Genomic DNA, 23305 nt, shown 5'->3' on the forward strand with positions numbered 1-23305 from the left:
TTCATTTTTGTCATGTTCGTCCGGAATATAATAAGAGTCGCAGTAATCCATCGTTTTTTTCGTGTATACTGAAGTCAACAAACCGCTGTGACTTGCTTTATTGGATACGCATCGTTATAAAGGGAGGCTGACGGATTTGAAAAATGGAGAATATTTCATCAGCAAGGATAAGGCTCTGCTGCAGACCGAAACCATTCATCAGTTTTTATCACGCTCTTACTGGGCCAACCGGAGAACGTTAGCCCAAGTGCAGGCATCGATCGAAAATTCGATTTGTTACGGGGTCTATCATGGCACGAGACAAATCGGCTTTGCCCGGATCATTACTGATTGGGCCACTATGTATTATTTATGCGATGTATTTATTGACGAAGAGTATAGAGGGCAAGGCATTGGCAGGAGGTTAGTGGACCTCATTGTTCAATCTGAGGAATTAGACGGACTGACAGGAGTTTTGGGCACGAAAGATGCACATGGGCTGTATGAATCCTTCGGCTTTGTCCGGGACCCGGACAGATTTATGAAGAGGAGGCCGACTAATCCCTGGGCTTAGCCGGCAAGGGCGGAAGTAAGATTAGTCGGAACCAAAGTTTCAACCGACTGCGGATGAAAGGAATAAGTTTGGTGCATTCATTCCTAGTTTGCATAAAGATAAAGGAACTTCTAACCTCATTGCTGTGGGCTTGGAGGTTCTTTTTTTCGACTTCAAAGGCAGGTGGAAAGAATGCGGTCTCATTTATTTCCTGCGTAAAAGGCTTAAATCCATCCACTGCTTTCGGACTAGCCTCTGAGGAATAGGATTGACAAAAACAAACCATCATAATAAAATAAGTTTACGTAAAAAATAATTTTTAGGAGAGCGCGAAGCAATGGCGGAAATCGACATACAGGAAGTCTATAGGCTGGAAAGCCCGGAACAAGCTCTTGCGCTATTGAATCCTCTGCGGGCCGAGATTTTGCGAATCCTGAGCGAGCCTTCCTCCGCATCGGAGGTTGGCCGGCAGTTGGGAGAAGCCCCGCAAAAAATCAATTATCATCTGAAAGCGCTCGAGAAGGTCGGTCTGATCCGGAGAAGCGGCACCCGCCAAGTTAAGAATTTGATCGAGGTGCTGTATCAATCGATTGCCAGAACGTTCATTATTCCGGAATCGTTCGGCTGGCCGGAAGAGACGGTAAGCAAGCTGAAGGAGCAAGGGGCGCTGAGGCATCTGATTACGCTCTCCGAGCGGATGCGCAGTGATGCTCTGCGCCTCATGGAGGCGTCCGATGAGGCGGAGGAGGTTCCAAGCGCAACGATGGAGACGGAGGTCTATCTGCCGGATGAGGCGGATCGGCAGGCGTTCATCCGCGATTATGCGGAAGCCATGAAGGCCCTCGCAGAGAAGTATCGAACCCCGGACAAGAAGAACGGCTACCGCGTATTAATGGCCGTCTATCCTGAACCCGAACAAGGAGGTAACCTATGAATAACAAGAGTGAACCTGTGACGTCCCGGCCGATATTGGTCTGGGAGAAGGGGAGAGAGGGCGAACGGGAGGCGACTGTTCAAGTGCTGCATACAAGCAGTGATACAGGGGCAAATATGCCGGTCATCCGCGTGGTTTCCTCCGGTTTTGGCATTCCGCAAGCTAGTAAGAACGCCTCGGCGGCGACAAATTCGCTGCGCTGCGCGGCTTAAGGAAAGGGGATTACAATCCAATGAGTATTGTGCCGATTGTAGTGGAACAGAGCAAAGGGGTGGAGAGATCCTACGACATCTATTCCAGGCTGCTTAGGGACAGGATCGTATTTCTGGGCTCCCCCATTGACGATTCCGTAGCGAATGCCGTGATAGCCCAGTTGTTGTTTCTTGCTGCAGACGATCCCGATAAGGATATTCATCTGTATATTAACTGTCCGGGAGGATCGACATCCGCCGGATTCGCGATTTACGATACCATGCAGCACGTGAAGCCGGATGTATCCACCATCTGCGTCGGTCTGGCCGCTTCCTTCGGCGCTGTCCTGCTGGCCGCAGGAGCCCCAGGCAAACGGCTGGCCCTTCCGAATGCCGAAGTGATGATCCATCAACCTTGGGTGGGCGGCGGCGGAATCAAAGGCCAGGCGACAGACATCGCCATCCATGCCAAGAACATTCTGAATACCCGCGACCGTATCAACCGTGTGCTCGCGGAGAAGAGCGGGCAGCCTCTGGAGAAGGTGGAGAAGGATACGGACCGGGATTACTATATGTCCGCCCAAGAGACCCTTGAATATGGACTGATAGACCGGATTTGCCAATGAGCTTGCAAGCCGGGTCAACGAGCCTTTCCCCGCGGGGAAGGGCTTTTTTTCTATTGGGGCTCTCCGCAAAGTAAGAACGACCGCGATATGAGGAAGGCATGACCTTTTACAGCGGGTACAAATTCCTGTGATTATACATCAATTTTGAGTCGATTCGGAACAGCTCGGCGAAAAGCCTGCGATAATACATTATTTTCCTTACAAAATCGTCCGACCTCCCCTCAAACGATAAAAAAGATGTATTTTTTCAGGCTTTGCAGTGGTTACCGGGCCAAACGGCCGAAATCATGCAGAATTGCAGGCTTTCTATTTACATAAGATTCTGCATGGTTTTCATCCCATGGTGACTTACAGTTCTTGTAAGAAACAGATAACCTCGGAAAAGGACTTTGCCGCTCGAGGACGAATAAGAAAAGAAGAAGCAAGAATCCTATAGACATCCAGGAGGTAGGGCGATGCATGAACCTAAAAGCTTGAAATCGGAACAGGGAATAGAGATGCTCAAGCAGGTCCGCAAGCTGTGCGCCTCCTTGCCGGAGGTGGAAGAAATCATTGACGGGTTCGGGCATACCACCTTTAAGGTCAGGGGCAAATCTTTTATTATAATGGGAGAAAATGAAGGTCCTGCCGGCTTGTCGTTCAAGTCGGATCGGGAAAATCAAGAGCTGCTTTTGCACCAAGGCCGTTTCTTTAAAACCCCATATATCGGTCATTACGGCTGGGTATCGATCAAGGCCGACCAGCCTCTGGACTGGGGGGAGCTGGGTGAATTGCTTCGTGAAGCGTATATGCGGGCCGCTCCCAAACGTCTGGTGAAGCTGCTGCAGGAGCAGGAATAGTCTCAATACCGGACGGGAGATGAAAAACATGGAGAATAAATGGCTCAAGTGGGCGGACCGGCTGCAAGCTATCAGTCAAGCCGGATTGGCTCATTCCAAAGATGTTTATAACTTGGAACGCTTCGAGCAGCTAAGAGAGCTCGGCTTGGAAATGCTTAACGGCAGTGCATTTGCTGAAAGCGAAAAAATAACGACGTTATTTGCCGATGCAACACGGAGGATTACCCCGAAGGTAGCTGTGCGTGCAGTCATTTTTAACGAAGGAAAGCTATTGCTGGTGAGAGAACGGACCGATGGCAACTGGGCACTGCCCGGAGGATGGGCCGATATCGGACTGTCTCCTGCAGAGGTGGCTGTCAAAGAAATCAAGGAAGAGTCCGGATTCGATGCGGTCCCTGTCCGTCTGCTCGGGCTGCTGGACAAAAGGCTGCATTATCCGCTTCCGGCCCCTTATCCGGAATATGTTCTCTTTATCTTGTGTGAAATCGTCGGAGGGGAGGCTGGAGGCGGGCTGGAGACGTCGGAGGCACGGTTTTTCACGGAGAACGGGTTGCCGGCATTATCCGAATCGCGAACCACCCGAACGCAGCTCCAAACGTTATTTGCATGGTTAAGAGAACCCGATAAAGAAGCGGTATTCGACTAGAACGGGCGGAAATCGGGACTGCCCGATCCATATACTAATGGAGGAGGTTCTTTCATGAAACATTGGTCCGGCTCGGCGGGTGTTTGTGTGAATGAGTCGAAGCAGATTCTTATGGTGTTACAAGGCAAGCCGGAAGAGAAGAAGGTCTGGTCCGTGCCGTCAGGAGGCCAGGAAGAGGGTGAAACTCTGGAAGAATGCTGTATCCGGGAAATTCATGAGGAAACGGGTTATAGAGCGAAAGTCATCCGCAAGCTCTTCGAAAAAAAAGGAACGCATCTGCAGACGGAATTCACTGTGACTTATTATGAGGTGGAAAAAGTCGGCGGAGCCGCAGCCATCCAGGATCCCGACGGTCTGATCTATGAGGTTGCCTGGAAATCGGCAAGTGAACTGGAAGACCTGGAGCTGGCTTTTCCGGAGGACCGGTCTTTCCTGTTAGATTACCTTAAACAAATTGAACCCCGATAAAATATCCGATAGTGATAAACAAGACACACCATACCACCGCCCCAATAGAGGCAAAGAGCCAATAGGTGGTTCGCTTCATCCCGCTGACCCCGGACAGGTAGCAGGTTAGATGGCGGATTCCGGGGATGAAATAGCCGAAGCTGACGGCCCACATTCCGTAGCGGTTGAACCAACCCTCCGCTTTCTCCAGCCTTTTCGGCGTCAGCCAGATCCATTTGCCGAACTTCCACACCAGCGGTTTGCCGATTTTACGACCCAGCTCGTAACTAAGGATCATGCCGGACATGGATCCGAGAAGACTGACTACAACCGCTGCCGTATAGCGCAAAATCCCCATGGACGCCAAATACCCGACGAAGGTCATCAGCACTTCATCGGGTATGGGCAAGCCGATGATCCCAAGAGCCAGAAGACAGTACAAGGCGAGATATCCGTATTGTGCGATCATTTCCTGGACAAATTCCATATAAATATCTCCGTTCTAGTGAGGCGTAATGCTTTCGTTGGACTCCGGTAAAGGCTTGCCCCTGCTCCAAGTAGGCATTCTGATAGTACTGATCATGAGCCAGGAGAGAATAATAACCAGCAGGCTCATAATCCATGTATTAAGCTGGGAGCCGATAAGCACCAAGGCGGAAAGAGCACAGCCCGCAACCGGTATGGGCAGCCCCGAATGACGGCCGTTACGGGACGATACGATATTGTATCTGGCGAGCCTAAGAGCGCCGCATATCGGAAACAAGGCGGTGATGACCAAGCCGAGAGCATTGATTTGGTTAAAGGCAGCAACGTACAGGATCATGGAAGGTGCGGCTCCGAAGGTAACGAGTTCGGACAAGGAACGGAGTTCTTTCCCGAATTCATTGGAACGCTGGAGCCTATGAGAAGCATAACAGCCCATGCCGTTAATCAACGCCGCCAGGAAGACAAACAATACAGCGTGACGGGCCTCTCCTTCAAAAATCTGAATCATCGACAGCATTCCAGCGCTAAGGCTGCCTGAAGTAAACAGGATGGGGATTAATTCTATCAGCATCGCAATACTTCCTCCTTAATTTCTGCGATAAACTGCCCCCGGAGATTGGAAAAACTTCTTTTTTCTCTAGTTCCGGTACTGCATTTACTCTATTATAGTTTCACGATGTGTATTCCATGTGTTCAAGAAAAAGGAGCCGGGCATAAACCGCGATACGGAATATGGGGCATGCCTTCCGGCCGCATCTTAGTATAAGTAAAATAGAATAGCAGGCAAACACATAGAAAACACAACAGTTTGCTATACTGGGGTAAGAGATGTCTTCTGTTCGCACTAACCATACAGGCAGCCTGGCTGCTTCAGACAGAAGCGAATTATACTTGAACGGTAAACGGGGGACGCTAAATGGAGTGGAAGGTGCTCTTGATAGAGGATGAAAGCCGGATCCGCGAAATTCTGGCAGACTATTTCGAGCGGGACCATTGGACCGTATATGAGGCGGAGAACGGCAAGCAAGCGTTGGAAATGCTCGAGTATTTGCAGGTCGATCTCGTCATCCTCGATATTCTGATGCCGGAGCTGGATGGATGGACCGTCTGCAAGTCCATCCGTTCGAAGTCGGATTTGCCGATCATTATGCTTACCGCGAAATCGGAAGATGATGATAAAATGCTGGGCTTCGAGCTGGGGGCGGACGATTACGTGACCAAGCCCTTCAGCCCCAAGGTGCTGGTCGCTCGGGCCAAAACTTTAATGAAGCGGGTGGAAGGAACGATTGGCCGGGACGATCATCTGATGGTCTTCGGCCGGCTTACGATTAACAAGCGAGCCCATTGCGTAGAGATAGAGGGGCAGCGGATCGAGCTGACACCGAAGGAATATGAACTGCTGCTGTTCCTGGTCAAAAACGCCGGCATCGTGCTTTCCCGGGAGACGATACTGGACAACGTCTGGGGCTTCGATTATTTCGGCGATCTGCGGGTTGTCGACACGCACATTAAGAAATTGCGCAGCAAGCTGGGCGGCGAGGCCCGCCATATCCGAACAGTCATCCGCGCCGGCTATAAATTTGAGGAAGACTTATGAAGAGGCGGGGCGTCGTATTCAAGCTGTTCGCGATCACCGCGCTCTTCTTCCTGCTGTTCTATGCCATCATCATGCTGGGACAGCTTCTGTTTTTTGAAAAGTTCTATCAGCATAAGAAGATGGCGGACCTGGAGAAGAAGCTTCTGGCCTTCGAGCAGCAATATGCCCAGAAGCAGTGGGATGATACGCGAATGGACCGGGAAATTGCCTTGTTCATTACCCGATATAAAACTCAATTGGCGATTCTGACCCCGGAAGGCCATATGAAGCGAGAAACTCCTTTCCGTATCACCATCCGGGAGAATGACGGGCATTTCGTCAAAATTTCCTTGTCTCTGATTCACCCTTCGGAGCGGGAAAATTTATTGAATGCCAATCTGATGCGCGGGGATTGGATTGAGGTCGAAGGGCTGTTCGAGGAGGGAACGAATGATTTCTTCTACCCTGTCGTTATCAAAAAGGAAGGGGCCCAGGATATCGGCAGCCTCAAGGGAGTGGAAGAACTGGAACTCGATCGGATTTCGGGCCAGATTACCGATTTGCTGCTGCCTGATCCCAACCATTTGAATTTGCGCCAGGGGATGCTTTGGCTGGCTCTTGATGAATGGTTTCCCCTGTCGGAAGCACATGAGAGCAAGCTTAATAACGGCCAATCCGTCATCGAGGAGTGGACGGAGCCTTGGACAGGAATGCGCTTGCTGGTGGCCATTCAGCCGGTCATGAAGGAAGGGCGGGTCAATGAGCTCATCATGGCGATAACCTCCTTGCAGCAAATCAGTGAAGCCAATGATGCACTGCAATTGTTTTATATGTATATCGGAATCGGAGGGTGCGCACTCATTCTCTTGCTTTCCCTTATTTTTTCCAAAATAGTGGCCAAGCCGCTGCTTTCCCTTAACCGGATTGCACTGAGAATGGCCAGGCTCGATTTTTCGGTGAAATCTCCGATTCGCAGCCAGGATGAATTCGGGAGTTTGTCCGACAGCCTGAACGGCTTGTCCGAGAAGCTCGATACCACGCTGCAGGAGTTGCAGCAGGCCAACCGGCAGCTTCGCGAAGATATGGAGCATAAGCAGCGAATAGAGCAGATGCAGAAGGAGTTCGTGTCCAACGCTTCCCATGAGCTTAAAACACCTCTGAGCATTGTTCGCGGCTTCGCCGAAGGGTTGAAGGACGGCGTGGGGGAGAGCAAGCGGGAGCGGTATCTGGATGTCATCTTGGATGAGACCGGAAAGATGGAGGCGTTGGTGAGAGATATGCTCGAATTGACGAAGCTGGAATCCGGAACCATCAAGCTGAGGAAAAGCAGCTTCTGGGTAAGCGAGCTGATGGAGGAGATCGTCGATAAATTGTCCCACCATCTGAACGACAAGCAATTGAAGGTAGTGACCGTCACGGCCAACGAGCCGGTCGTCCATGCGGATCAAGAGAAAATCGAGCAGGTGATCTTCAATATTTTGGTTAATGCGATCCGGTATGCGGTTCCCGGAAGCGAGATCACCGTACGGATCGAAGATGAAGAGGGACGCGTGCGGATGTCTATAGAAAATGAAGGTGACGGGATTCCTCCGGACCAATTGGAGCATATATGGGAACGGTTCTACCGCGCCGAGCGGTCACGCAACCGGAAAACGGGGGGCACGGGTCTCGGGCTGGCTATTGTCAAGCATATTCTGGAGCTGCATGAGAGTAAGTATGGGGTGGTAAATACCCAGAAAGGCGTCATGTTTTACTTTATTTTGTAATTCAGTAGGGGCGGGCGATGAGAGCTCGCCCCTATATACATTTTCACAGGGAGGGAGGCCGGTCAAGGGACAAAAAATAATACGGCTGCGGTCTCAATCTGAGGCGGTGACCCGGTCAGGGAATTCACCGCCCCCGGCTTCGATCAGCTTGTTCTTCCGGTATTCTCCCGGCGGGCTGCCCGTCATTTTCTTGAACATTCGAATGAAGGAGGTGACGTTCTGGTATCCGATTCTCAAGCTGATTTCCTTCACGCTCAAATCGGTTTCGAGCAGCATCTCCTTCGCCTTGCTGATGCGGACCGCATTAATGTGCTCGCTGAAATTGGCTCCGGTCTTCTCCTTGATATAGACGGATAAGTACGCTACCGACAGATTCAGCTTATCGGCCAACAGATCGAGAGATAAATCTTCAGCAAAGCGGTTTACCACATAATCCATGACGAAGGTGATGATCGGGTCCTCCTCTTGTTTTCTGGACTGTACGATGTCTGCCGCTGTGTGAAACAACTGGGCCAGGAATTGCTTGAACTGCTCAATCGTACAGCATTCCTCCATGAGCTCAAGCTGCTTTTGCCGCATGGATGAATCTGCGTCCACCCCGTAAGGCTCCAGCATTTTAGCCACCCTCACGACGACCCCCATAGCCAGCTCGCGAAGCTGATGCAGACTGGCCTCCTTCTTATCCATCTGACCCAGCATCCGTTCCATGAAGGCGGTACAGAAGAGGTGGTTGCCCGCCTGCAAATTGGCGTACAGCTCCTGCTCTTGGGGCACTGTGAGAACGGGATGGGCAGGAAGCCGCCGGTAATCCCGGATCACCTGGCATTCATCCAGCGGCCGTGCCTGCAGTGCCAGCTCCAGCACTTGGCGGTAAGCCTCGCTAAGCTTGACTGCCTGATCATAGACCGAGCTTACAGCAATGGTCACCAGAAAATAAGACTTATCCCGATCCAAAATCGCTTTCAGCCTTGCCAGCGCATCCTCCAATGCCCCCGGGATTTCCTCGCTGCGGATCAGGGATAGAATCTGGTTGTTCTCGATTTGAAATGTATGTGCGGAAGGCATTCTTTCGGAAATGACGACATTAATATACTCCTGGATGTAATAGGCCATCCGCTCGGGCTTCATCTGACTGCTGGCGACGATCCGGGTTTTGAAGTGAAGCTGATAGAGCACGATCACGAACGGTTCGTCCATCTCGGCGATATCTTTCCATTCGTTAATATCGGATGTAATGGCCTTTAACTTGTTGATGTAGCCGAAGCTGGTCAGCAGCGATCTTTTGCCGGACAGGTCTTTCTGGATCGATTCCCGTTCCTTCATTAGCTCATAGATGTTCTGGTGAATCAGATCGAACTCCAGAATGGCGCTTTGCAGCTTAACCGGGTCTCTGCGCAAGATCGAGGTGACCATCTGCTTCACAGGCCGGTTGATCTTGCGGCTTAGGAACACGCTGACGAACACTCCGATCACAATGGACACCGCGCAGATCAGAAGCAGCATGAGGCTGGCATTTCGAACCTGGGATGCAATATTCGCATATGGCACTGCCGTTACATAAGTTAGATCGGCTCCTCTGTCGATGAAGAAATAGTAATCGCCGGACAAGCCATACTCTTTGCCATTCGCAAAGGAAGGAATTTCCTCGGCCGCCAAGGCATCGGAGGAACGGTACAGCAGCGAGCCGTCCTGGGTCAAAATCATAAAATGTCTGTTATCGCTGCCGAAAAACGCTTCCTGCAGCGCCCGGGCATCCAGCAGCGCGATGGCCAGGTAATTGGAGGAAGTAGCCCGGAATGAAAACGGGATGAGCTGGACATCCACCGAGGAATTCAACGTAGAGACGGTGAACGTCGCTTCCGGATGCAGCACATAGTTGCTGTCCCTGGCCAGCTCTTCCTTCCAAAAGGAGAGAGGGTAGGCGTCGCTCTCGTAAAATTTGGTAAACATCATCTCCGCCTCGACGGTTCCTTCCTTTTCTACAATCAAATTTTGCGAATCGAAATAGAGAAAAAAATTATTGAGAAAAAACATCGGATTGTATGCCGGGGAGCGGAGGCTCTTCAACACATCTCCGGCTTTCCAATAATCGATTTCGTCTTCCGTTTTCCTGTGCAACTGGCGGTTGAAGGCTACGACCTGTTCGTTCATATAAATGTCGAACAGCAATGTCCTGATCCTCTCGAGATGAGTCTCGTACCGCTCCGCCGCATTTCTAAGCATCAGGCGGTTGTATTGGATGATCTCGTTCTGCACGCTCCGGTTGAATAAATGGACGGACAGGAGATTGAAGACGGAAAACAGCAGAATGATGACCAGAAAGCTGAAAAAAACCTTGAAGACCAATGTTTGGCGGTTCAATAAGGCCCATTTCAATCGCACATGCTCCCTTACGTTTAATCGGGCTTCCTTTTTATAGAAGCGCTTTCATGAAACATGTCTTCATTATACAGAAAGCTGATTTATTGTAAAACATGCCCTTTTTTATATAGTTATCATTTTTTTCTGCGTGACAATGTGCTGCAAGCTACCGAAAGAAGTGTATATTCCCATTTCTCCGGGTCCTCTGGTATGCTCCGGAATGAATAGACGAAAGGGGTGGGAGCTTGTCAAAACAGCCCGTGCCGCCGGTGCAGGCGGAGGTTGGTCTCAGCCGGAAACGGTCCGTGATCCTAAGACGGATACGGAAAAACTGGGACTTGTATTTACTCATCGCGCCGGTCATCGCGTTCTTTATTCTCTTTGAATATGTTCCGATGTACGGCGTACAGATCGCATTCAAAAATTTTATCGCGACCAAAGGCATTTGGGGCAGCCCGTGGGTTGGCTTCCAGCATTTCGAACGTTTCTTTGAAAGCTATTACTTCTGGCGGCTGCTCAAAAACACTCTCGGAATCGGGCTGTACCAATTGTTCGTCGGCTTCCCGGTTCCCATTATTCTGGCGCTGATGATCAACGAGGTTCGTTCCAGGGCATTCAGCCGCTTCGTGCAGACGGTGACGTATGCGCCTCACTTCCTGTCCACGGTCGTCATGGTGGGAATGATTCTTATCTTCCTGTCGCCGCAGACCGGTCTGGTCAACCTGATCATCACTTGGTTCCGGGGAGAACCTATCGAGTTCCTGACCGAGCCCGCCTGGTTCAAAACCGTGTACGTAATGTCGGGTGTATGGCAGCAGATGGGTTGGAGCTCGATCATTTATCTCGCAGCTTTGACCGGGATCGATCCTCAACTGCACGAATCGGCCCGGGTGGATGGAGCCAGCCGCTGGCAGCGCATCTGGCACATCAATTTGCCGGGGATCGTTCCGACCATCACCATTCTGCTCATTCTGAACATGGGCTCTCTGCTCAGCGTCGGCTTCGAGAAAGTATTTCTGATGCAAAACTCGCTGAACATGCCGGCCTCAGACGTCATTGCCACCCATGTATACCGCAAGGGAATCATCGACGGACAGTACAGCTATTCCGCAGCGGTCGGGCTGTTCAACTCCGTGGTCAACTTTATTCTGCTGGTTATCGTTAACCGGATCGCCCGCAAAGTGAATGATACAAGCCTATGGTAGGAGGTGAAGTGCATGAACAATCAAAGCTTCGGTGATAAGCTGTTCGAATGGGCTGTCCACGCCATTCTGGCGGTCATATCCGTCATCGTTCTGTATCCGCTGATCTTCGTCCTCGTTGCGTCCATCAGCCATCCCGAAGCGGTTATGCAGGGAGAAGTGTGGCTGTGGCCGAAAGAGATTACATGGATGGGTTACAAGAAGATATTCCAGAATCACGAAATTCTATCCGGGTATATGAACACGATCCTGTATACGACGGTCGGTACGGCGATCAATCTGGTTCTGTCCGTGGCGGCGGCGTATCCGCTCTCTCGCAGAGACTTCTATGGACGCAATCTCATCGCGGCGCTGATGGTGTTCACGATGTTCTTCAGCGGGGGAATGGTGCCTACCTACCTTCTAGTCAAAAAGCTGGGCATGCTCAATTCCATGTGGGCGCTCATTATTCCGGGAGCGGTATCCGTGTACAACATCCTGATTATGCGTACTTTTTTTCAGAGCTCCATTCCCTATGAAATGCAGGAGGCCGCCTCGATCGACGGCTGCTCCAATCTGGGCATCCTTACGCGTATCGTGCTGCCGTTGTCCCTGCCCATCATCGCGGTCATGATCCTGTTCTACAGTGTCGGCCACTGGAACTCTTATTTTAGCGCCCTTATGTATTTGACCGACCGGCACAAATACCCTCTGCAATTGTTCCTGCGGGAAATTCTGATCCAGGGGCAGATGCAGGAGATGCTCGGCGTCGGCGATGACTCCCATGCCCGTAACGTCATGGAAGGCGAAGCGATAAAATACGCGGTGGTCATTGTAGCCAACTTGCCGGTTCTATTGCTGTATCCGTTCCTGCAGAAATATTTCGTCAAAGGTGTTATGATCGGGGCGGTCAAGGGATAATGGGCCGCATCGGGACTAATGGCTTTGGGCCTTTCCGAAGAAGGTTCGTGTGAACTGTGAATCACTAGGAGTTCTTAGGGGCTAGCCCCTTTTAACTAATCAATAGATAACGTTTGGAGAAAAGGGAGGAAGAAGCAATGCGAAATCATAAATGGGCCTCCGTCATGCTGACTGTCGCCATGAGCGGCAGCCTGTTATCGGCCTGCAGCGGCGGCGGCAAGGAAGTCAAGGAAGGAAACGAGCCATCGCCGGAAACGGAAGAAGTTACAAATCTGAATCTGACGGGAATGCCGATCGTGAAGGAGCCGATTAGTTTAACCTTCTTTACGGGGAAAGCGGCGACCAACGGAAATAATTTCGAGGAAACACTGGTGTGGAAAGAATACGCCAAAATGTCGAACATGAACATTACCTTCCAGCTGGTGCCGTTCGAGAATTTGACAGAGAAGCGCAATTTGGCTTTGGCCGGAGGAGATTATCCCGACGCCTTCTACTCAGCAAGGGTCCCTGCCGCGGACTTGATGAAATACGGGGCTCAGGGTACCTTCATCAAGCTGAACGATCTTATCGACAAATATGCTCCCAATTTCAAAAGCTTGCTGGAGAAATATCCGGACCTGAAGAGGGGCTTGACGATGCCGGACGGTAACATCTATTCCTTCCCGTCGTTCTACAGCCCGGAATTTCTGCCTATGCTTATCGGTACGCCGCTGTGGGTGAACAAGGAATGGCTGGATAAGCTCAACATGCCGGAGCCGACGACCACCGAGGAGCTGTACCAATATTTAAAGGCTGTCAAGGAAACCGATCTGAACGGGAACGGGGAGGCGGATGAAATCCCTTATGCCGGCGGGGGGATCAATCCGCTGCTGGAGCAGCTTAGAGGAGCATGGGGGTTCGGCAACCGCGGGTTGGGCCATAAATACGTCGATGTAGATCCGGAGACGAACGAGCTGCGTTTCTTCCGCATCGATCCGAAATACAAGGAAGTGATCGAATATGTACGCAAGCTGTACACCGAGGGTCTGATCGACAAGGAAATCTTTACGATCAAAACGGCCGCTCTGTATGCCAAAGGCCAGAAAGGCGTATTCGGAGCCACCATTAATCCGAACCCCAAGACCCAGCTCAACCAACCGGGGTATGTCGGTCTTGGAGCGCTTGAGGGACCGCACGGGGACCGGCTGTATTCCCATATCAAAGTGCCTGCCGTATGGCCGGGAGCTTTCGTCATCACGGATAAGAACAAGCATCCTGAAGCGACCGTCCGCTGGATCGACCATTTCTTCGGCGACGAAGGGGCTACATTCTACTTCATGGGCATCGAAGGACAGACGTACAGAACGACTCCCGAAGGCAAGCTGGAATTTGTAGAGGAAATCACCAACAATCCGGAAGGGCTTACGATGGACCAGGCGCTGGCCAAATATATTACCTGGCTGGGCGGCAGCTATCCCGGGTATGTGCAGGAGAAATACTTCAAAGGCTCCGAGACGCTGCCCGAGTCGATAGAAGTAGGGGAGAAAGCAAAGCCTTACGCGGTCAAGGAGCTCTGGAACAGCTTCAACTATACCGAGGAGGAGACCGAATTCCGCTCTACGGTCGGCTCCGATATCGAGTCTTACATCACCGAGATGGAGGCGAAATTCATTACAGGCTCCCAGCCGATGTCGGATTGGGATAAATATGTCGAGACCGTCAAGAAAATGGGACTGGAAGATTACATGACCATTTACAAGCAAGCTTACGAGCGCTACAAGGGAAGCAATTAAGTCTGCAGGAGGATATGACCGATCCCAGGAAGTCTGTCCGGGGTATTGTAAACCGAATCGTTCAAAGCTATTAGCCGATGAAGACGGTTGATCCGTGACTCGGAACAGTGAAAGCGCATTCGGGGAAGTGCCGTCGGACAGACTCCCGGAACAGGGGATGCGGCTTGCATTCCACCGGATAGAACAACCGGGAAAGGAGGCTTTCAAAATGTTCATCCGAATGAACGGCGTCTGCAGAGCTCTCTTCATGCTGGCCGCCGCTGCAGCAATGCTGGCGGCTTGCACGAAGGCGACTTCCGAAATAGAGCCACCGGCCGTACCGGAAGAAGCGAGTGTGCGAACTGAGGAAATATTCGACCGGGAGGCCTATAAGGATCAACTGACGATTCGTTATTTTTATCTGGATGGCAAGGACCTGATGGGAGACAGCTTTCTGATTATTTCACCGGACGGCAAAACGATGCTGGTCGACTCGGGGCTGCCGGAAGCAGGGACGCAAGTGGTCGACTATTTGAACAAGCTGGGCATCGACACGCTGGACATCGCACTCAATACGCATCCGCATATCGATCATATCGGAGGCTTTGCCACCGTGGCGAAGGAGAAGGAAATCAAGCAATTTTATATGATCAATCTGCCGTATACAAAGTCTTCCGCATATACCAATGCGATGAGCCCTCTGGAAGAGAAGAAGGTTCCTGTCCGAACGCTGGAGGATGGCGATGTTTTTCAGCTTGGCGATCAGGTTCGGTTCGAAGTGCTCAGCCCGCCGAAGGGGGAGCTGCCCGATGCGGTGAAAGTGTTCTCCGCTCCGGAGATTAACGATTATTCGATGGTGTTCCGAATGACCTATGGCGAGCGTACGTTTCTGTTCACTGCGGACATTTACAAGCACAGGGAAATTGAGCTTACCGCCTCCCCATGGGCAGACAAGCTGAAGTCCGATATGATGGACATTCCCCATCACGGCAGCGAATCGACCTCGTCGTCGGAGGCGTTCCTGCGGGCGGTATCGCCGCAGATCGCCATTATAAGCCAGAATATATTTCAGAGCCCGAATTTGAAGGAGCGGCTGGAGAAAAAAGGCACCGAGGTGTATACCACCGGCCTGCATGGACATATTTTGCTTCATACCGACGGCAAGACGATTCAAGTGAAGACGGAGAAGGATTGGGAGCCACCCGGAAAGGATAGTGCAGGGGAAGGCAAGGAGACCTGATTGCCGGGAGCTTGGGATAAAGCATTAACCTATTCCATGTCATGCGAGGAGGAATGAGGGATGTTGGAGCAGGAAAAGCAGAAGCTGCAGGAAGAGCCGGATCAACAGAAGCAGGGGAGGCCGGATAATCCCGAGGAGCAGGAGAGGCCCGATCACCGAATCAGCCGGAGGAGGATGTTAACCTCCTTGGGAATGACCGGACTGGCTCTAGTTGCAGGAAGCAGCATGCTGCGGACCGTTTCCGGAGTTTCCGCCATGCCGGTTACGGAAAATGTCTACAGTCCGCTGGATAAGCCTTCGATTTCGGCCAAAGGAACAAGCCCGGTGCTCAACGTTCGCGATTTCGGAGCTGTCGGCGACGGGATAACCGATGATACGCCGGCCATTCAGAATGCGCTGAATCAGGCGCTGCACAACAGCTATACGCATATTGTCGTTCCGAAAGGCACCTATAAAGTGACCGATACGCTGCGAATCTATCGCCGGACGCGATTCAGCATGCAGCAGGGCGCCACGCTGCTGCGCTGCCATGACTATTCCTTTATGGCCAACGGGAAGCTGAACGATAGCTTTCAGGGGTACGAAGGGCACGGCGATATTATTATCGAGGGGGGAGTTTGGGAAGGGAATATTTTGCAGTACCCGGATGACTTTAACGGCTTCGGCCTGGCCCGGGGAAGGAATATCATTATTCGCGATGTAGAATTGAGAGACGTTGTATCGGCTCACGGCGTGGACATGAACGCTTGCGAGAACGTGCTGATCGAGAACTGCCGTTTTCTCGGGTACAAGGACGATACACCCAATCAGTCGAGAAATTATGCCGAGGCGATTCAAATTGCCAATCATACGAAGGAGGGCTTCTCGATAATCGGCGTGTTTGACGGAACCCCCTGCCGGAACATAACCGTCCGCAACTGTTATTTCGGCGCCAGCGGCACACCGGGCACACAAGCTTGGCCGGCTGGAGTGGGCAATCATTATGCCGTTCACAATCTATACAACTCGAATATAAAAATTTATGGAAATACGTTCGAAGGCATGACCTTCGCCGGAGTAAGAAGCTTCAAGTATGCGGAATTGTTTGTCACAAACAATTTGTTTCTGAACTGCAACCGGGGAATCATGCTGTCGAATCCGCAGGCCAATACCGAATCGTCGAAGGATGCGGACGGGGTGCAGAGCGGTCTTCCCCAGTCGGGTAAAAATATAGTGATTTCAGGGAACATATTCAAAGGAACGCGGTCGGAAAATATCTATGGCGCGGGATGGCCCAAGACCAACACGGTTTATGCCAAAATGGAGTCCGTCGTTATTGCAGACAATCTCTTCGAAGACGGGTCGGCCAGCCATAATTGTATTACATTGCGGTGGACCCATAATGTGCAGATTGCCAATAATCTGTTCCGCAATCAGTATCGCGGAGTGCTGTTATCCTACGTCAGCGATACTTCCATAAGCGGCAATCGTTTCCAGGATATTAAGACGGAAGCGGTGTATACCGAGGAGCCGGATGCGGACTATCAGAATCAAGGACATACGTCGGGCATTTATATAGGCCATAACCAGATACAGCGCTGCGGAAGAACGGGAATCTTCATTCAAAGCATGGACGGTTTTCATGTAGAGGGGAATATGATCAGCTCGCCTGCCACCGAAACCGATAATACGCGCAGCGGCATCCTCGTGGCCAATAAGGCCAGGAACGGCAAGGTTGCCGGAAATACGGTCCGCAAAGCCCCTTCCGGCAACCAGAATCAGTATGGCATCAGCGTCACGGGGACGACCAGCAACGTGCAGGTAGCCGACAACTGTGTCGAGGGCAAGACGGCCGCCGTCCTCGTTCAAGGGTCAAGCAACTTCGACGGTATTTATGTGCATGCCCCTAATGGCACGAGATACAGGATGACTATCGGCAACAATGGAGTCCCTGTCTATACTCCGGGCTGAATGTAAACATTTTGTCCGCAAAAAGACAGCGAATGCCAAAATTCAGGGAAAGGTCAAGGGAGGGGATTGGAAAGCGAAAAAACGAGGTGGGACACGACGGAAAACTTGATTATAACGATTTATTACAGATTGATCAGGTTGTGAGTCGGTTTCCGATATGTTAGCATGAAGTTACTTTTAGTGAACGGAGGGTTACGTGTGGGTATTATATTTTTCATTCGATTGAGAACTTTGTGCAGATAATTGAATACTGCTCAAAGCCTCTGCCTGTGCAGAGCAATCGGAATGATCTGCCCATTTTTAACGTAACCTTATAGAGGGTGCAGGGAGAGGGAAGGTTGATCCTGACCTCTTCTTTGAAATATAAGCGTGTAAGCTTCATGCTTATTCCGTTATTATATTTCATCGAGAAACCGTACGTCCTTGTCCAAGGACGTACAGCCGTTTCTTCTTGCATGTGTAAATAAAGTTATAGGTTCGATCGGTTGAGCGGAGCCCTTAAGCAAGCTCATGCTGCAGGGACTTCAAGTCGAGTCGATATATGGGAAAAAATACCATGGATCTTCCAGATTCCCGAAGGAGGGAAGTCCTTGGCATGTATTCCTCCAGTGATGGATAAGCACAGGCAGCGGTCTGTGTTTTTTTATTTCATCAGATAATGGAGGATCGGCATGAAAAGACAAAACAAACGGCATCGCAAGGTGCGAAAGTGTGTAGAAGGACCTAACTTCTCCGGTCAGCATTTGCTGCATAATAAACGGATCATCGCAGAGATGATCGAGATCGCGGAGGTTAGAGAAACAGATACGATTTTCGAAATCGGGGCGGGTAAGGGCGTTCTCACTCTGCCTCTCGCCAAAAAAGCGGGAAAGGTGCTGGCGGTCGAGAATGATCCCGGGTTCATTGAGGTGCTTCGCGACAAATCGCGAAAGCATGCGAATATCACGATAATTCCGAGAGATATCAGGGAAACCGCGCTTCCCCGTGAGGCTTATTCCGTCGTAGCGAACATTCCATACTCCATAACAACGGCCATTCTCGGCAAGCTTCTGGATACCCCGTCCGCTCTCCTGCAGAAAGCCTTGCTGATGGTGGAGAAGGAGGCTGCAAAACGGTTTACTTCCACACCGGTTGTGAATGCACGCATTTTGACTTGGAGAATGTGGTTCGAGCTGAAGCTGGTAAGAGAGGTGCCCAGACACTTCTTCTCACCACCGCCCAGAGTCGATTCGGCCCTGCTGCGGATTCGCCGAAGGAAGCAGCCGCTTGTCCCGCATAACCAGCATTTGCGGTTTCGGGCCATGGCGGATTATGGGCTGAAGCATCCTAGGCTTCCGATTAGTGAAGCGCTGCTTGGAATTTTTACCCCGCCACAAATCAAGCATCTGGTTAAAAATATTGGAGCGGACCGCAATTCACCGATATGCTCATTGAATGAAGAACAATGGGCGACGGTATTTATGACGATGCTCAGACATGTGGAACCGTTTCGTTGGCCTAAAGGGTCGTGGAAGCGAAAATAATCATGAAGTGCCCATAACCATTGACAATGAAGTCAGATTTGCTAGAATGAATTAGTTAGTTTGGCAACTAACAGCCGCTTCGGCTTATTCATTCAATTTGTCAAGAAAGGTATGAGCTTATGGGCAATCCGATGTTAGGTACGGAAATGATACCGCAGAAGCTATCTCGGTCTAACCGATACAAGATGGCTGCCGTACTGGGGATGCTGAGTGCCATCGGGCCACTCTCCATCGATATGTATTTGCCTTCATTGCCGATCATGGCGGAGCAGCTTCAGACGAATCCTTCGCTGGTGCAGCTAAGTCTGACCTGCTTCCTGGCAGGGATTGCGTTAGGTCAGCTTTTCGCCGGGCCGCTGAGTGATATCTATGGGCGACGTACCCCGTTAATGATCGGCCTCGTCATCTTCGCCGCTTCGTCTCTGCTATGCGCAATCAGTCCTTCGATCGAAGTATTGATAGCGCTGAGACTTATTCAAGGCTTGTCCGGTTCGGTCGGCGTCGTCGTTTCGAGAGCGGTAGTACGGGATCTGTACTCGGGGGCAGAGCTGACCAAGTTCTTCGCGCTGCTGATGCTGGTTAACGGGGCGGCTCCCATCCTTGCTCCGATCATAGGCGGACAACTGCTGCGTTACGTATCCTGGCAGGGGGTATTTGTCGTCCTGGGTCTCTTGGGCTTTATTATGCTGATGGCCGCCTTGTTCGGCTTGCCGGAAACACTGCCGCGCGAACGGCGTTCCCAGAGCGGGATCAAGAATACGCTGTCGACTTTCCGCGGGCTGTTCAGAGACCGGATCTTCATAGGCTATGCTCTATCCCAGGGCCTTGTAAGTGCCGGCATGTTCGCGTATATTTCCGGATCGCCCTTTGTTATTCAAAATATCTATGGGGCCTCGCCGCAAATGTTCAGCGTCTTCTTCGCCATTAACGGGCTCGGCATCATTATGGCTACCCAGGTTACCGGCAGGCTGGCGGGAAGAATCAGCGAGACGAAGCTGCTGGTCTGCGGCCTCGGAATGGCTTCATTAGGCGGGACGACGCTGCTCGTGATGATTCTGTCCGGAGCCGGCTTGTATGGAGTGATGATTCCGTTATTCTTTGTCGTCTCGAGTGTCGGGATTGTTAGCACGGCTTGTTTTTCTCTGGCAATGCAGAACCAAGGCAAGGTTGCGGGCAGCGCCTCTGCGCTGCTGGGACTGATGTCCATGATCTTTGGCGCGCTGGTGGCGCCTCTGGTAGGCCTGGGCGGAGGAGAAACGGCCGTTCCCATGGGGATTGTGATAGCGGGAGCGGATATAGGGGCAGTCCTGTGTTATTTGCTGCTCGTTCGCAGATACAGAGCGAAGGCATGAAACGAGACAGCAGCAAGGACGTTGCAAAGACAAGCAAAAGTACATTGGATTTCCATTTTTTCCAGAAAGAGAGCGAAAGACGCTCAAATGTGCAGGTCTTCTTTGCCAAAATGCAGTGATTTCGCAAAAATCGCTCCAAAGACCTGCATAATCGCTTTAGAATCAGGTATTGCGCGGCTTTTACCAAAAAAGACCTGCGGTTTTGCCCGTCTTTTACGCTATCCGGCGTGTGACAGGGGTTGAAAGATCGCAATCCGACTTATGGGATTAACCCTTATCTCATGGGCCGGGTTGCAATCACCGGGTACCGTATTTCTTCGGACCGTTATCCTGCTCTCCTTGGTAACTGGCGCGCTGTCCCATATCTCTCTCCTCGTTCTTTGTCTGTTATACCAACGGCTCAGTAACGACCGGACACCATTTTTCCCTTCCATTGGACTATTATCCCCATCACTCAGAAGCTCCGGATTAGAGTCGGGCTCATATAAGAAGATGTGCAGGTACAGGGCCGGTCTGAATGGAATCAAGCGGGATAGGACTAAGACCAAGGCAGCGGCCTCAAGCCTTTCTGAGGAGAGGGGATAACGGTCGAAAGCAGACTTGATTAGTCGATCCATGCATTAGCGTTTGAATCCAACGGGCAGTGCTACTAGATCAAGACCGCAACTCCATTTTCCGAGCATCCAACCGGCTGTCATGCACATACCGTAATGATCGGAAAGGTGTATATCGGGATGCGTATCACTAAGAACGCCAGCGACGCTTTCTGATTAAGGGGGATAACAGTCCAAAGCGGCTAAAGAGGGGAGTTCCGTCCATAAGACGGAACAAGAAGAAGGAAGGTAATCAAATTATAGCGGGAAAAGAAAAAGGCGGGCTTAGGCCCGCCATATCTCGTTTTACTTCAAATTTACGTGCCCGTTCAGGCTTTCGGAAGCTCTACCCACTGATAGGGCGTTTCCAAAGCCTTGAGGCCATATTCGATGATGGTGATGATTGCAATCGTATCGGATGGATCTACGGTAGGCTGACCGGTGTTGAAAAATTGCACCAGATTGCGGATAAACAGGCCGAAGAAATCCGATTCCGGCTTCAGATGGACCGATTGGCCTGAAGAGTACCCCAGCGCCAGGCTGAACGGGCTATTGGCAAAATGGTGAATGGACGCCTGCCTGCCGTCTGCAAATTCGATAATCAGGGTAGGGAACGATGGAGTTCCGGTAGCCATGACCCTCGTCGGGGCGTTCCCCATCATGGAAACGATCGGTTCGATCTGATGGATCGAATAATTGGCGAACGTTCCCGGCCCCATACTGCAGATAGTTTCGATCCCTTGTCTGTCCGCCTCGACATACTCGGTGGCGAAACGCAAAGCTGAGGACGAGTACAAGGGGGTGCCGTGCTTGGCGGCGGTGTCGAACAGAAGCTGAGCTGTAGCCCGGTCCGGGGCAAATGTTTTGTCCACGTAAGTCGGTTTGCCGGATTTCAGGGCAGGGATTGCCAGCTCTTCATGAAACTCCGGATGGTCGGGGGAAAGCACGATCAAGTAATCGCTCTTGTCAACGACCGCTTCGATGGAATCGAGCAGCTCGACCCCCATGTTCCGGCACCAGGTGGCGTTATCGACACCCTGCTCGGAGTCCTTCTTGCCATAGGCATAGGCGAGCTTCAGTTCTCCGTTCGTTGCTTGCTGAATCCATCCCGGGTATTTATTGGCATGCCATTCATCCAGGAAGTAATCAATGAACCCGATGGTTTTCACAGTATTAAAGCCTCCTTGCTACTCGAACGAAATTTCCTTGCGCTGGTCGGAAGAATCGTAAATAGCCTGAATAATCTTGGAAGATAAGATGACCGTATCAATATGGGAAGGAAGCTTCTCTCCTGTACGGATGCAATTGAGGAAGCCGTCAATTTCATTCTGGAACATATCCGTCGAGTTGTAAGTCGGCGTTGTCTCCAGCAGAGCGCCGTTCTTCGCGCTGTACAGCTTGAAGTCGGAGCCGTATTGCAGACGAATGCCCGCCTTGTCGCCAAGGAAATCGATGTAGGTCTCACTGACGCCGATGTTCTGGGCCCAGGCGCCGTTCAAGGAAATGGTCGGTCCTTCGGTCCGGATCAACCCGGTTACAAAATCGTCCACATCATATGTACCGGAATAATTTGGCGGGCCGGCCCACATCTTCGTAAACGTATAGTCTTTCATGTCTTTACCCAGCTTGCAATAAGCTTGACCGGTTACTGTCTTGGGCTGCGGATCTCCGGTGCAATACATAACGACATCGAGGTAATGGACGCCCCAGTCGATCAGCACGCCTCCGCCGGCAATCGCTTTGGTCGTGAAGGCGCCGCCAAGGCCGGGAATGGAGCGGTGTGCCCGGAAGCTGACATATACATGGTATACTTCGCCCAGCTCTCCATTAGCGATCATATTTTTAACTACGTTGACTCCCGTATTAAAGCGGTTGACTACACCGATATTCAATACTTTGCCGGTTTCGTGTTGTACCTTCTGCATCTCCAGCGCTTCCTCAAACGTTCTGGCGGCCGGCTTCTCGCAGAGCACATTCTTGCCCGCGCGCAAGCAATCGATGGCGATTGCCGCATGACCGTCATTCGGAGTACAAATTGAAACCGCTTCGACTTCAGGATCATCCAGAATGACGCGATAATCCTCTATCGCTTGCCCGCATCCGTAGTCTTGAACAGCCTTATCGGCCCTTTCCTTGATAATGTCGCAGAAATATTTGATCTCGGCATTCGGGTTGGCCATATAAGCCTTGATATGGGCACTGTTGGCAATCGTACCGCATCCGATAATGGCCACTTTAATCTTCTCCATCGGTTTCCCTCCTCATGGACTTTAAATCCTTACTAATTATTGACAAGTCTATTGTAACGGTTTTCAAGAAATATACAACCACTTACGGAGTAAATAAATCGAAAAATTTTACGAAACACGATTTGGAAGAAAAATCGACAT

21 protein-coding genes are annotated in these 23305 nt (G+C 51.2%); 16 read left to right on the forward strand and 5 right to left on the reverse strand.

Annotation, left to right across the window (positions count from 1 at the left end; translation table 11 throughout):
- Positions 1-136 precede the first annotated feature (136 nt).
- From ACTHRH_RS07970 to ACTHRH_RS08000, 7 genes are all read left to right on the forward strand, one after another.
- The gene (locus tag ACTHRH_RS07970; RefSeq protein ID WP_144937275.1) at positions 137-553 is read left to right on the forward strand and encodes a GNAT family N-acetyltransferase; all 417 of its coding nucleotides are present in this window, start codon (positions 137-139) and stop codon (positions 551-553) included.
- Positions 554-869: 316 nt separating this feature from the next.
- Positions 870-1466, forward strand: coding sequence for an ArsR/SmtB family transcription factor (locus ACTHRH_RS07975; protein WP_379290217.1), 597 nt, complete (start codon positions 870-872; stop codon positions 1464-1466).
- On the forward strand, positions 1463-1678 hold the full coding sequence (locus tag ACTHRH_RS07980) for a hypothetical protein (protein WP_144937269.1): 216 nt from the start codon (positions 1463-1465) through the stop codon (positions 1676-1678). The genes ACTHRH_RS07975 and ACTHRH_RS07980 overlap by 4 nt, the downstream gene beginning before the upstream one ends.
- Positions 1679-1698: 20 nt before the next feature.
- Complete coding sequence (locus ACTHRH_RS07985) at positions 1699-2283, forward strand: ATP-dependent Clp protease proteolytic subunit (RefSeq protein ID WP_144937266.1); 585 nt, start codon at positions 1699-1701, stop codon at positions 2281-2283.
- A 455-nt stretch (positions 2284-2738) separates the two neighbouring features.
- The gene (locus tag ACTHRH_RS07990) at positions 2739-3122 is read left to right on the forward strand and encodes an MmcQ/YjbR family DNA-binding protein (protein WP_225312758.1); all 384 of its coding nucleotides are present in this window, start codon (positions 2739-2741) and stop codon (positions 3120-3122) included.
- A 28-nt stretch (positions 3123-3150) separates the two neighbouring features.
- The gene (locus tag ACTHRH_RS07995) at positions 3151-3768 is read left to right on the forward strand and encodes an NUDIX hydrolase (protein ID WP_440414925.1); all 618 of its coding nucleotides are present in this window, start codon (positions 3151-3153) and stop codon (positions 3766-3768) included.
- Between the two features lie 54 nt (positions 3769-3822).
- Complete coding sequence (locus ACTHRH_RS08000; protein WP_440414927.1) at positions 3823-4236, forward strand: NUDIX hydrolase; 414 nt, start codon at positions 3823-3825, stop codon at positions 4234-4236.
- Here ACTHRH_RS08000 and ACTHRH_RS08005 read toward each other — a convergent pair.
- On the reverse strand, positions 4214-4702 hold the full coding sequence (locus tag ACTHRH_RS08005; RefSeq protein WP_379290207.1) for a DedA family protein: 489 nt from the start codon (positions 4700-4702) through the stop codon (positions 4214-4216). The genes ACTHRH_RS08000 and ACTHRH_RS08005 overlap by 23 nt on opposite strands.
- A gap of 15 nt (positions 4703-4717) precedes the next feature.
- Positions 4718-5272, reverse strand: a complete 555-nt coding sequence (gene pssA, locus ACTHRH_RS08010; protein WP_379290205.1) for a CDP-diacylglycerol--serine O-phosphatidyltransferase — start codon at positions 5270-5272, stop codon at positions 4718-4720.
- A 345-nt stretch (positions 5273-5617) separates the two neighbouring features.
- Here pssA and ACTHRH_RS08015 point away from each other — a divergent pair, with 345 nt between their 5' ends.
- Together ACTHRH_RS08015 and ACTHRH_RS08020 are read left to right on the forward strand one after the other, a co-directional pair.
- Entirely contained in the window at positions 5618-6298 is a 681-nt protein-coding gene (locus ACTHRH_RS08015) for a response regulator transcription factor (RefSeq protein ID WP_144937252.1), read from the forward strand.
- Positions 6295-8043: a sensor histidine kinase gene (locus tag ACTHRH_RS08020; protein ID WP_440414930.1), complete on the forward strand. Its 1749-nt coding sequence runs from the start codon at positions 6295-6297 to the stop codon at positions 8041-8043. The genes ACTHRH_RS08015 and ACTHRH_RS08020 overlap by 4 nt, the downstream gene beginning before the upstream one ends.
- A 93-nt stretch (positions 8044-8136) precedes the next feature.
- Here ACTHRH_RS08020 and ACTHRH_RS08025 read toward each other — a convergent pair whose 3' ends face one another.
- Positions 8137-10425, reverse strand: coding sequence for a helix-turn-helix domain-containing protein (locus ACTHRH_RS08025; protein ID WP_440414932.1), 2289 nt, complete (start codon positions 10423-10425; stop codon positions 8137-8139).
- Between the two features lie 248 nt (positions 10426-10673).
- On the opposite strand from ACTHRH_RS08025, the gene ACTHRH_RS08030 reads away from it, so the two are divergent.
- From ACTHRH_RS08030 to ACTHRH_RS08060, 7 genes are all read left to right on the forward strand, one after another.
- The gene (locus ACTHRH_RS08030; protein ID WP_225312761.1) at positions 10674-11609 is read left to right on the forward strand and encodes an ABC transporter permease; all 936 of its coding nucleotides are present in this window, start codon (positions 10674-10676) and stop codon (positions 11607-11609) included.
- A 12-nt stretch (positions 11610-11621) separates the two neighbouring features.
- Positions 11622-12506, forward strand: a complete 885-nt coding sequence (locus ACTHRH_RS08035) for a carbohydrate ABC transporter permease (protein WP_379290198.1) — start codon at positions 11622-11624, stop codon at positions 12504-12506.
- A gap of 137 nt (positions 12507-12643) precedes the next feature.
- Positions 12644-14278, forward strand: coding sequence for an extracellular solute-binding protein (locus ACTHRH_RS08040; protein WP_144937240.1), 1635 nt, complete (start codon positions 12644-12646; stop codon positions 14276-14278).
- A 208-nt stretch (positions 14279-14486) separates the two neighbouring features.
- Positions 14487-15497, forward strand: a complete 1011-nt coding sequence (locus ACTHRH_RS08045) for a ComEC/Rec2 family competence protein (RefSeq protein ID WP_379290194.1) — start codon at positions 14487-14489, stop codon at positions 15495-15497.
- Positions 15498-15557: 60 nt separating this feature from the next.
- Positions 15558-17447, forward strand: a complete 1890-nt coding sequence (locus ACTHRH_RS08050; RefSeq protein ID WP_440414935.1) for a NosD domain-containing protein — start codon at positions 15558-15560, stop codon at positions 17445-17447.
- Between the two features lie 671 nt (positions 17448-18118).
- A complete protein-coding gene (gene erm, locus ACTHRH_RS08055) occupies positions 18119-18970 on the forward strand; it encodes a 23S ribosomal RNA methyltransferase Erm (protein WP_144937229.1) in 852 nt (283 codons plus the stop codon).
- A gap of 119 nt (positions 18971-19089) precedes the next feature.
- Positions 19090-20322 carry a multidrug effflux MFS transporter gene (locus tag ACTHRH_RS08060; protein WP_440414937.1) on the forward strand — a complete coding sequence of 411 codons (1233 nt, stop codon included), beginning with the start codon at positions 19090-19092 and terminating at the stop codon, positions 20320-20322.
- Between the two features lie 922 nt (positions 20323-21244).
- On the opposite strand, the gene ACTHRH_RS08065 is transcribed toward ACTHRH_RS08060, so the two are convergent.
- Positions 21245-22084 carry a Gfo/Idh/MocA family protein gene (locus ACTHRH_RS08065; protein WP_440414939.1) on the reverse strand — a complete coding sequence of 280 codons (840 nt, stop codon included), beginning with the start codon at positions 22082-22084 and terminating at the stop codon, positions 21245-21247.
- Positions 22085-22102: 18 nt separating this feature from the next.
- Positions 22103-23164 (reverse strand): Gfo/Idh/MocA family protein, encoded by a 1062-nt coding sequence (locus tag ACTHRH_RS08070; protein ID WP_150960241.1) that lies wholly within the window; start codon positions 23162-23164, stop codon positions 22103-22105.
- Positions 23165-23305 lie beyond the last annotated feature (141 nt).

It is taken from the genome of Paenibacillus sp. SAFN-117, from assembly GCF_051966115.1.
In the GTDB taxonomy this organism is placed as follows: Bacteria; Bacillota; Bacilli; order Paenibacillales; family NBRC-103111; genus Paenibacillus_L; species Paenibacillus_L residui.

Bases quoted from the DNA above. Each gene is read 5' to 3' on its own strand.
- ACTHRH_RS07975 (WP_379290217.1), top strand. From the start codon at position 870: ATGGCGGAAATCGACATACAGGAAGTCTATAGGCTGGAAAGCCCGGAA.
- ACTHRH_RS07980 (WP_144937269.1), top strand. From the start codon at position 1,463: ATGAATAACAAGAGTGAACCTGTGACGTCCCGGCCGATATTGGTCTGG.
- ACTHRH_RS07985 (WP_144937266.1), top strand. From the start codon at position 1,699: ATGAGTATTGTGCCGATTGTAGTGGAACAGAGCAAAGGGGTGGAGAGA.
- ACTHRH_RS07990 (WP_225312758.1), top strand. From the start codon at position 2,739: ATGCATGAACCTAAAAGCTTGAAATCGGAACAGGGAATAGAGATGCTC.
- ACTHRH_RS07995 (WP_440414925.1), top strand. From the start codon at position 3,151: ATGGAGAATAAATGGCTCAAGTGGGCGGACCGGCTGCAAGCTATCAGT.
- ACTHRH_RS08000 (WP_440414927.1), top strand. From the start codon at position 3,823: ATGAAACATTGGTCCGGCTCGGCGGGTGTTTGTGTGAATGAGTCGAAG.
- ACTHRH_RS08005 (WP_379290207.1), bottom strand. From the start codon at position 4,702: ATGGAATTTGTCCAGGAAATGATCGCACAATACGGATATCTCGCCTTG.
- pssA (WP_379290205.1), bottom strand. From the start codon at position 5,272: ATGCTGATAGAATTAATCCCCATCCTGTTTACTTCAGGCAGCCTTAGC.
- ACTHRH_RS08015 (WP_144937252.1), top strand. From the start codon at position 5,618: ATGGAGTGGAAGGTGCTCTTGATAGAGGATGAAAGCCGGATCCGCGAA.
- ACTHRH_RS08020 (WP_440414930.1), top strand. From the start codon at position 6,295: ATGAAGAGGCGGGGCGTCGTATTCAAGCTGTTCGCGATCACCGCGCTC.
- ACTHRH_RS08035 (WP_379290198.1), top strand. From the start codon at position 11,622: ATGAACAATCAAAGCTTCGGTGATAAGCTGTTCGAATGGGCTGTCCAC.
- ACTHRH_RS08040 (WP_144937240.1), top strand. From the start codon at position 12,644: ATGCGAAATCATAAATGGGCCTCCGTCATGCTGACTGTCGCCATGAGC.
- ACTHRH_RS08045 (WP_379290194.1), top strand. From the start codon at position 14,487: ATGTTCATCCGAATGAACGGCGTCTGCAGAGCTCTCTTCATGCTGGCC.
- ACTHRH_RS08050 (WP_440414935.1), top strand. From the start codon at position 15,558: ATGTTGGAGCAGGAAAAGCAGAAGCTGCAGGAAGAGCCGGATCAACAG.
- erm (WP_144937229.1), top strand. From the start codon at position 18,119: ATGAAAAGACAAAACAAACGGCATCGCAAGGTGCGAAAGTGTGTAGAA.
- ACTHRH_RS08060 (WP_440414937.1), top strand. From the start codon at position 19,090: ATGGGCAATCCGATGTTAGGTACGGAAATGATACCGCAGAAGCTATCT.
- ACTHRH_RS08070 (WP_150960241.1), bottom strand. From the start codon at position 23,164: ATGGAGAAGATTAAAGTGGCCATTATCGGATGCGGTACGATTGCCAAC.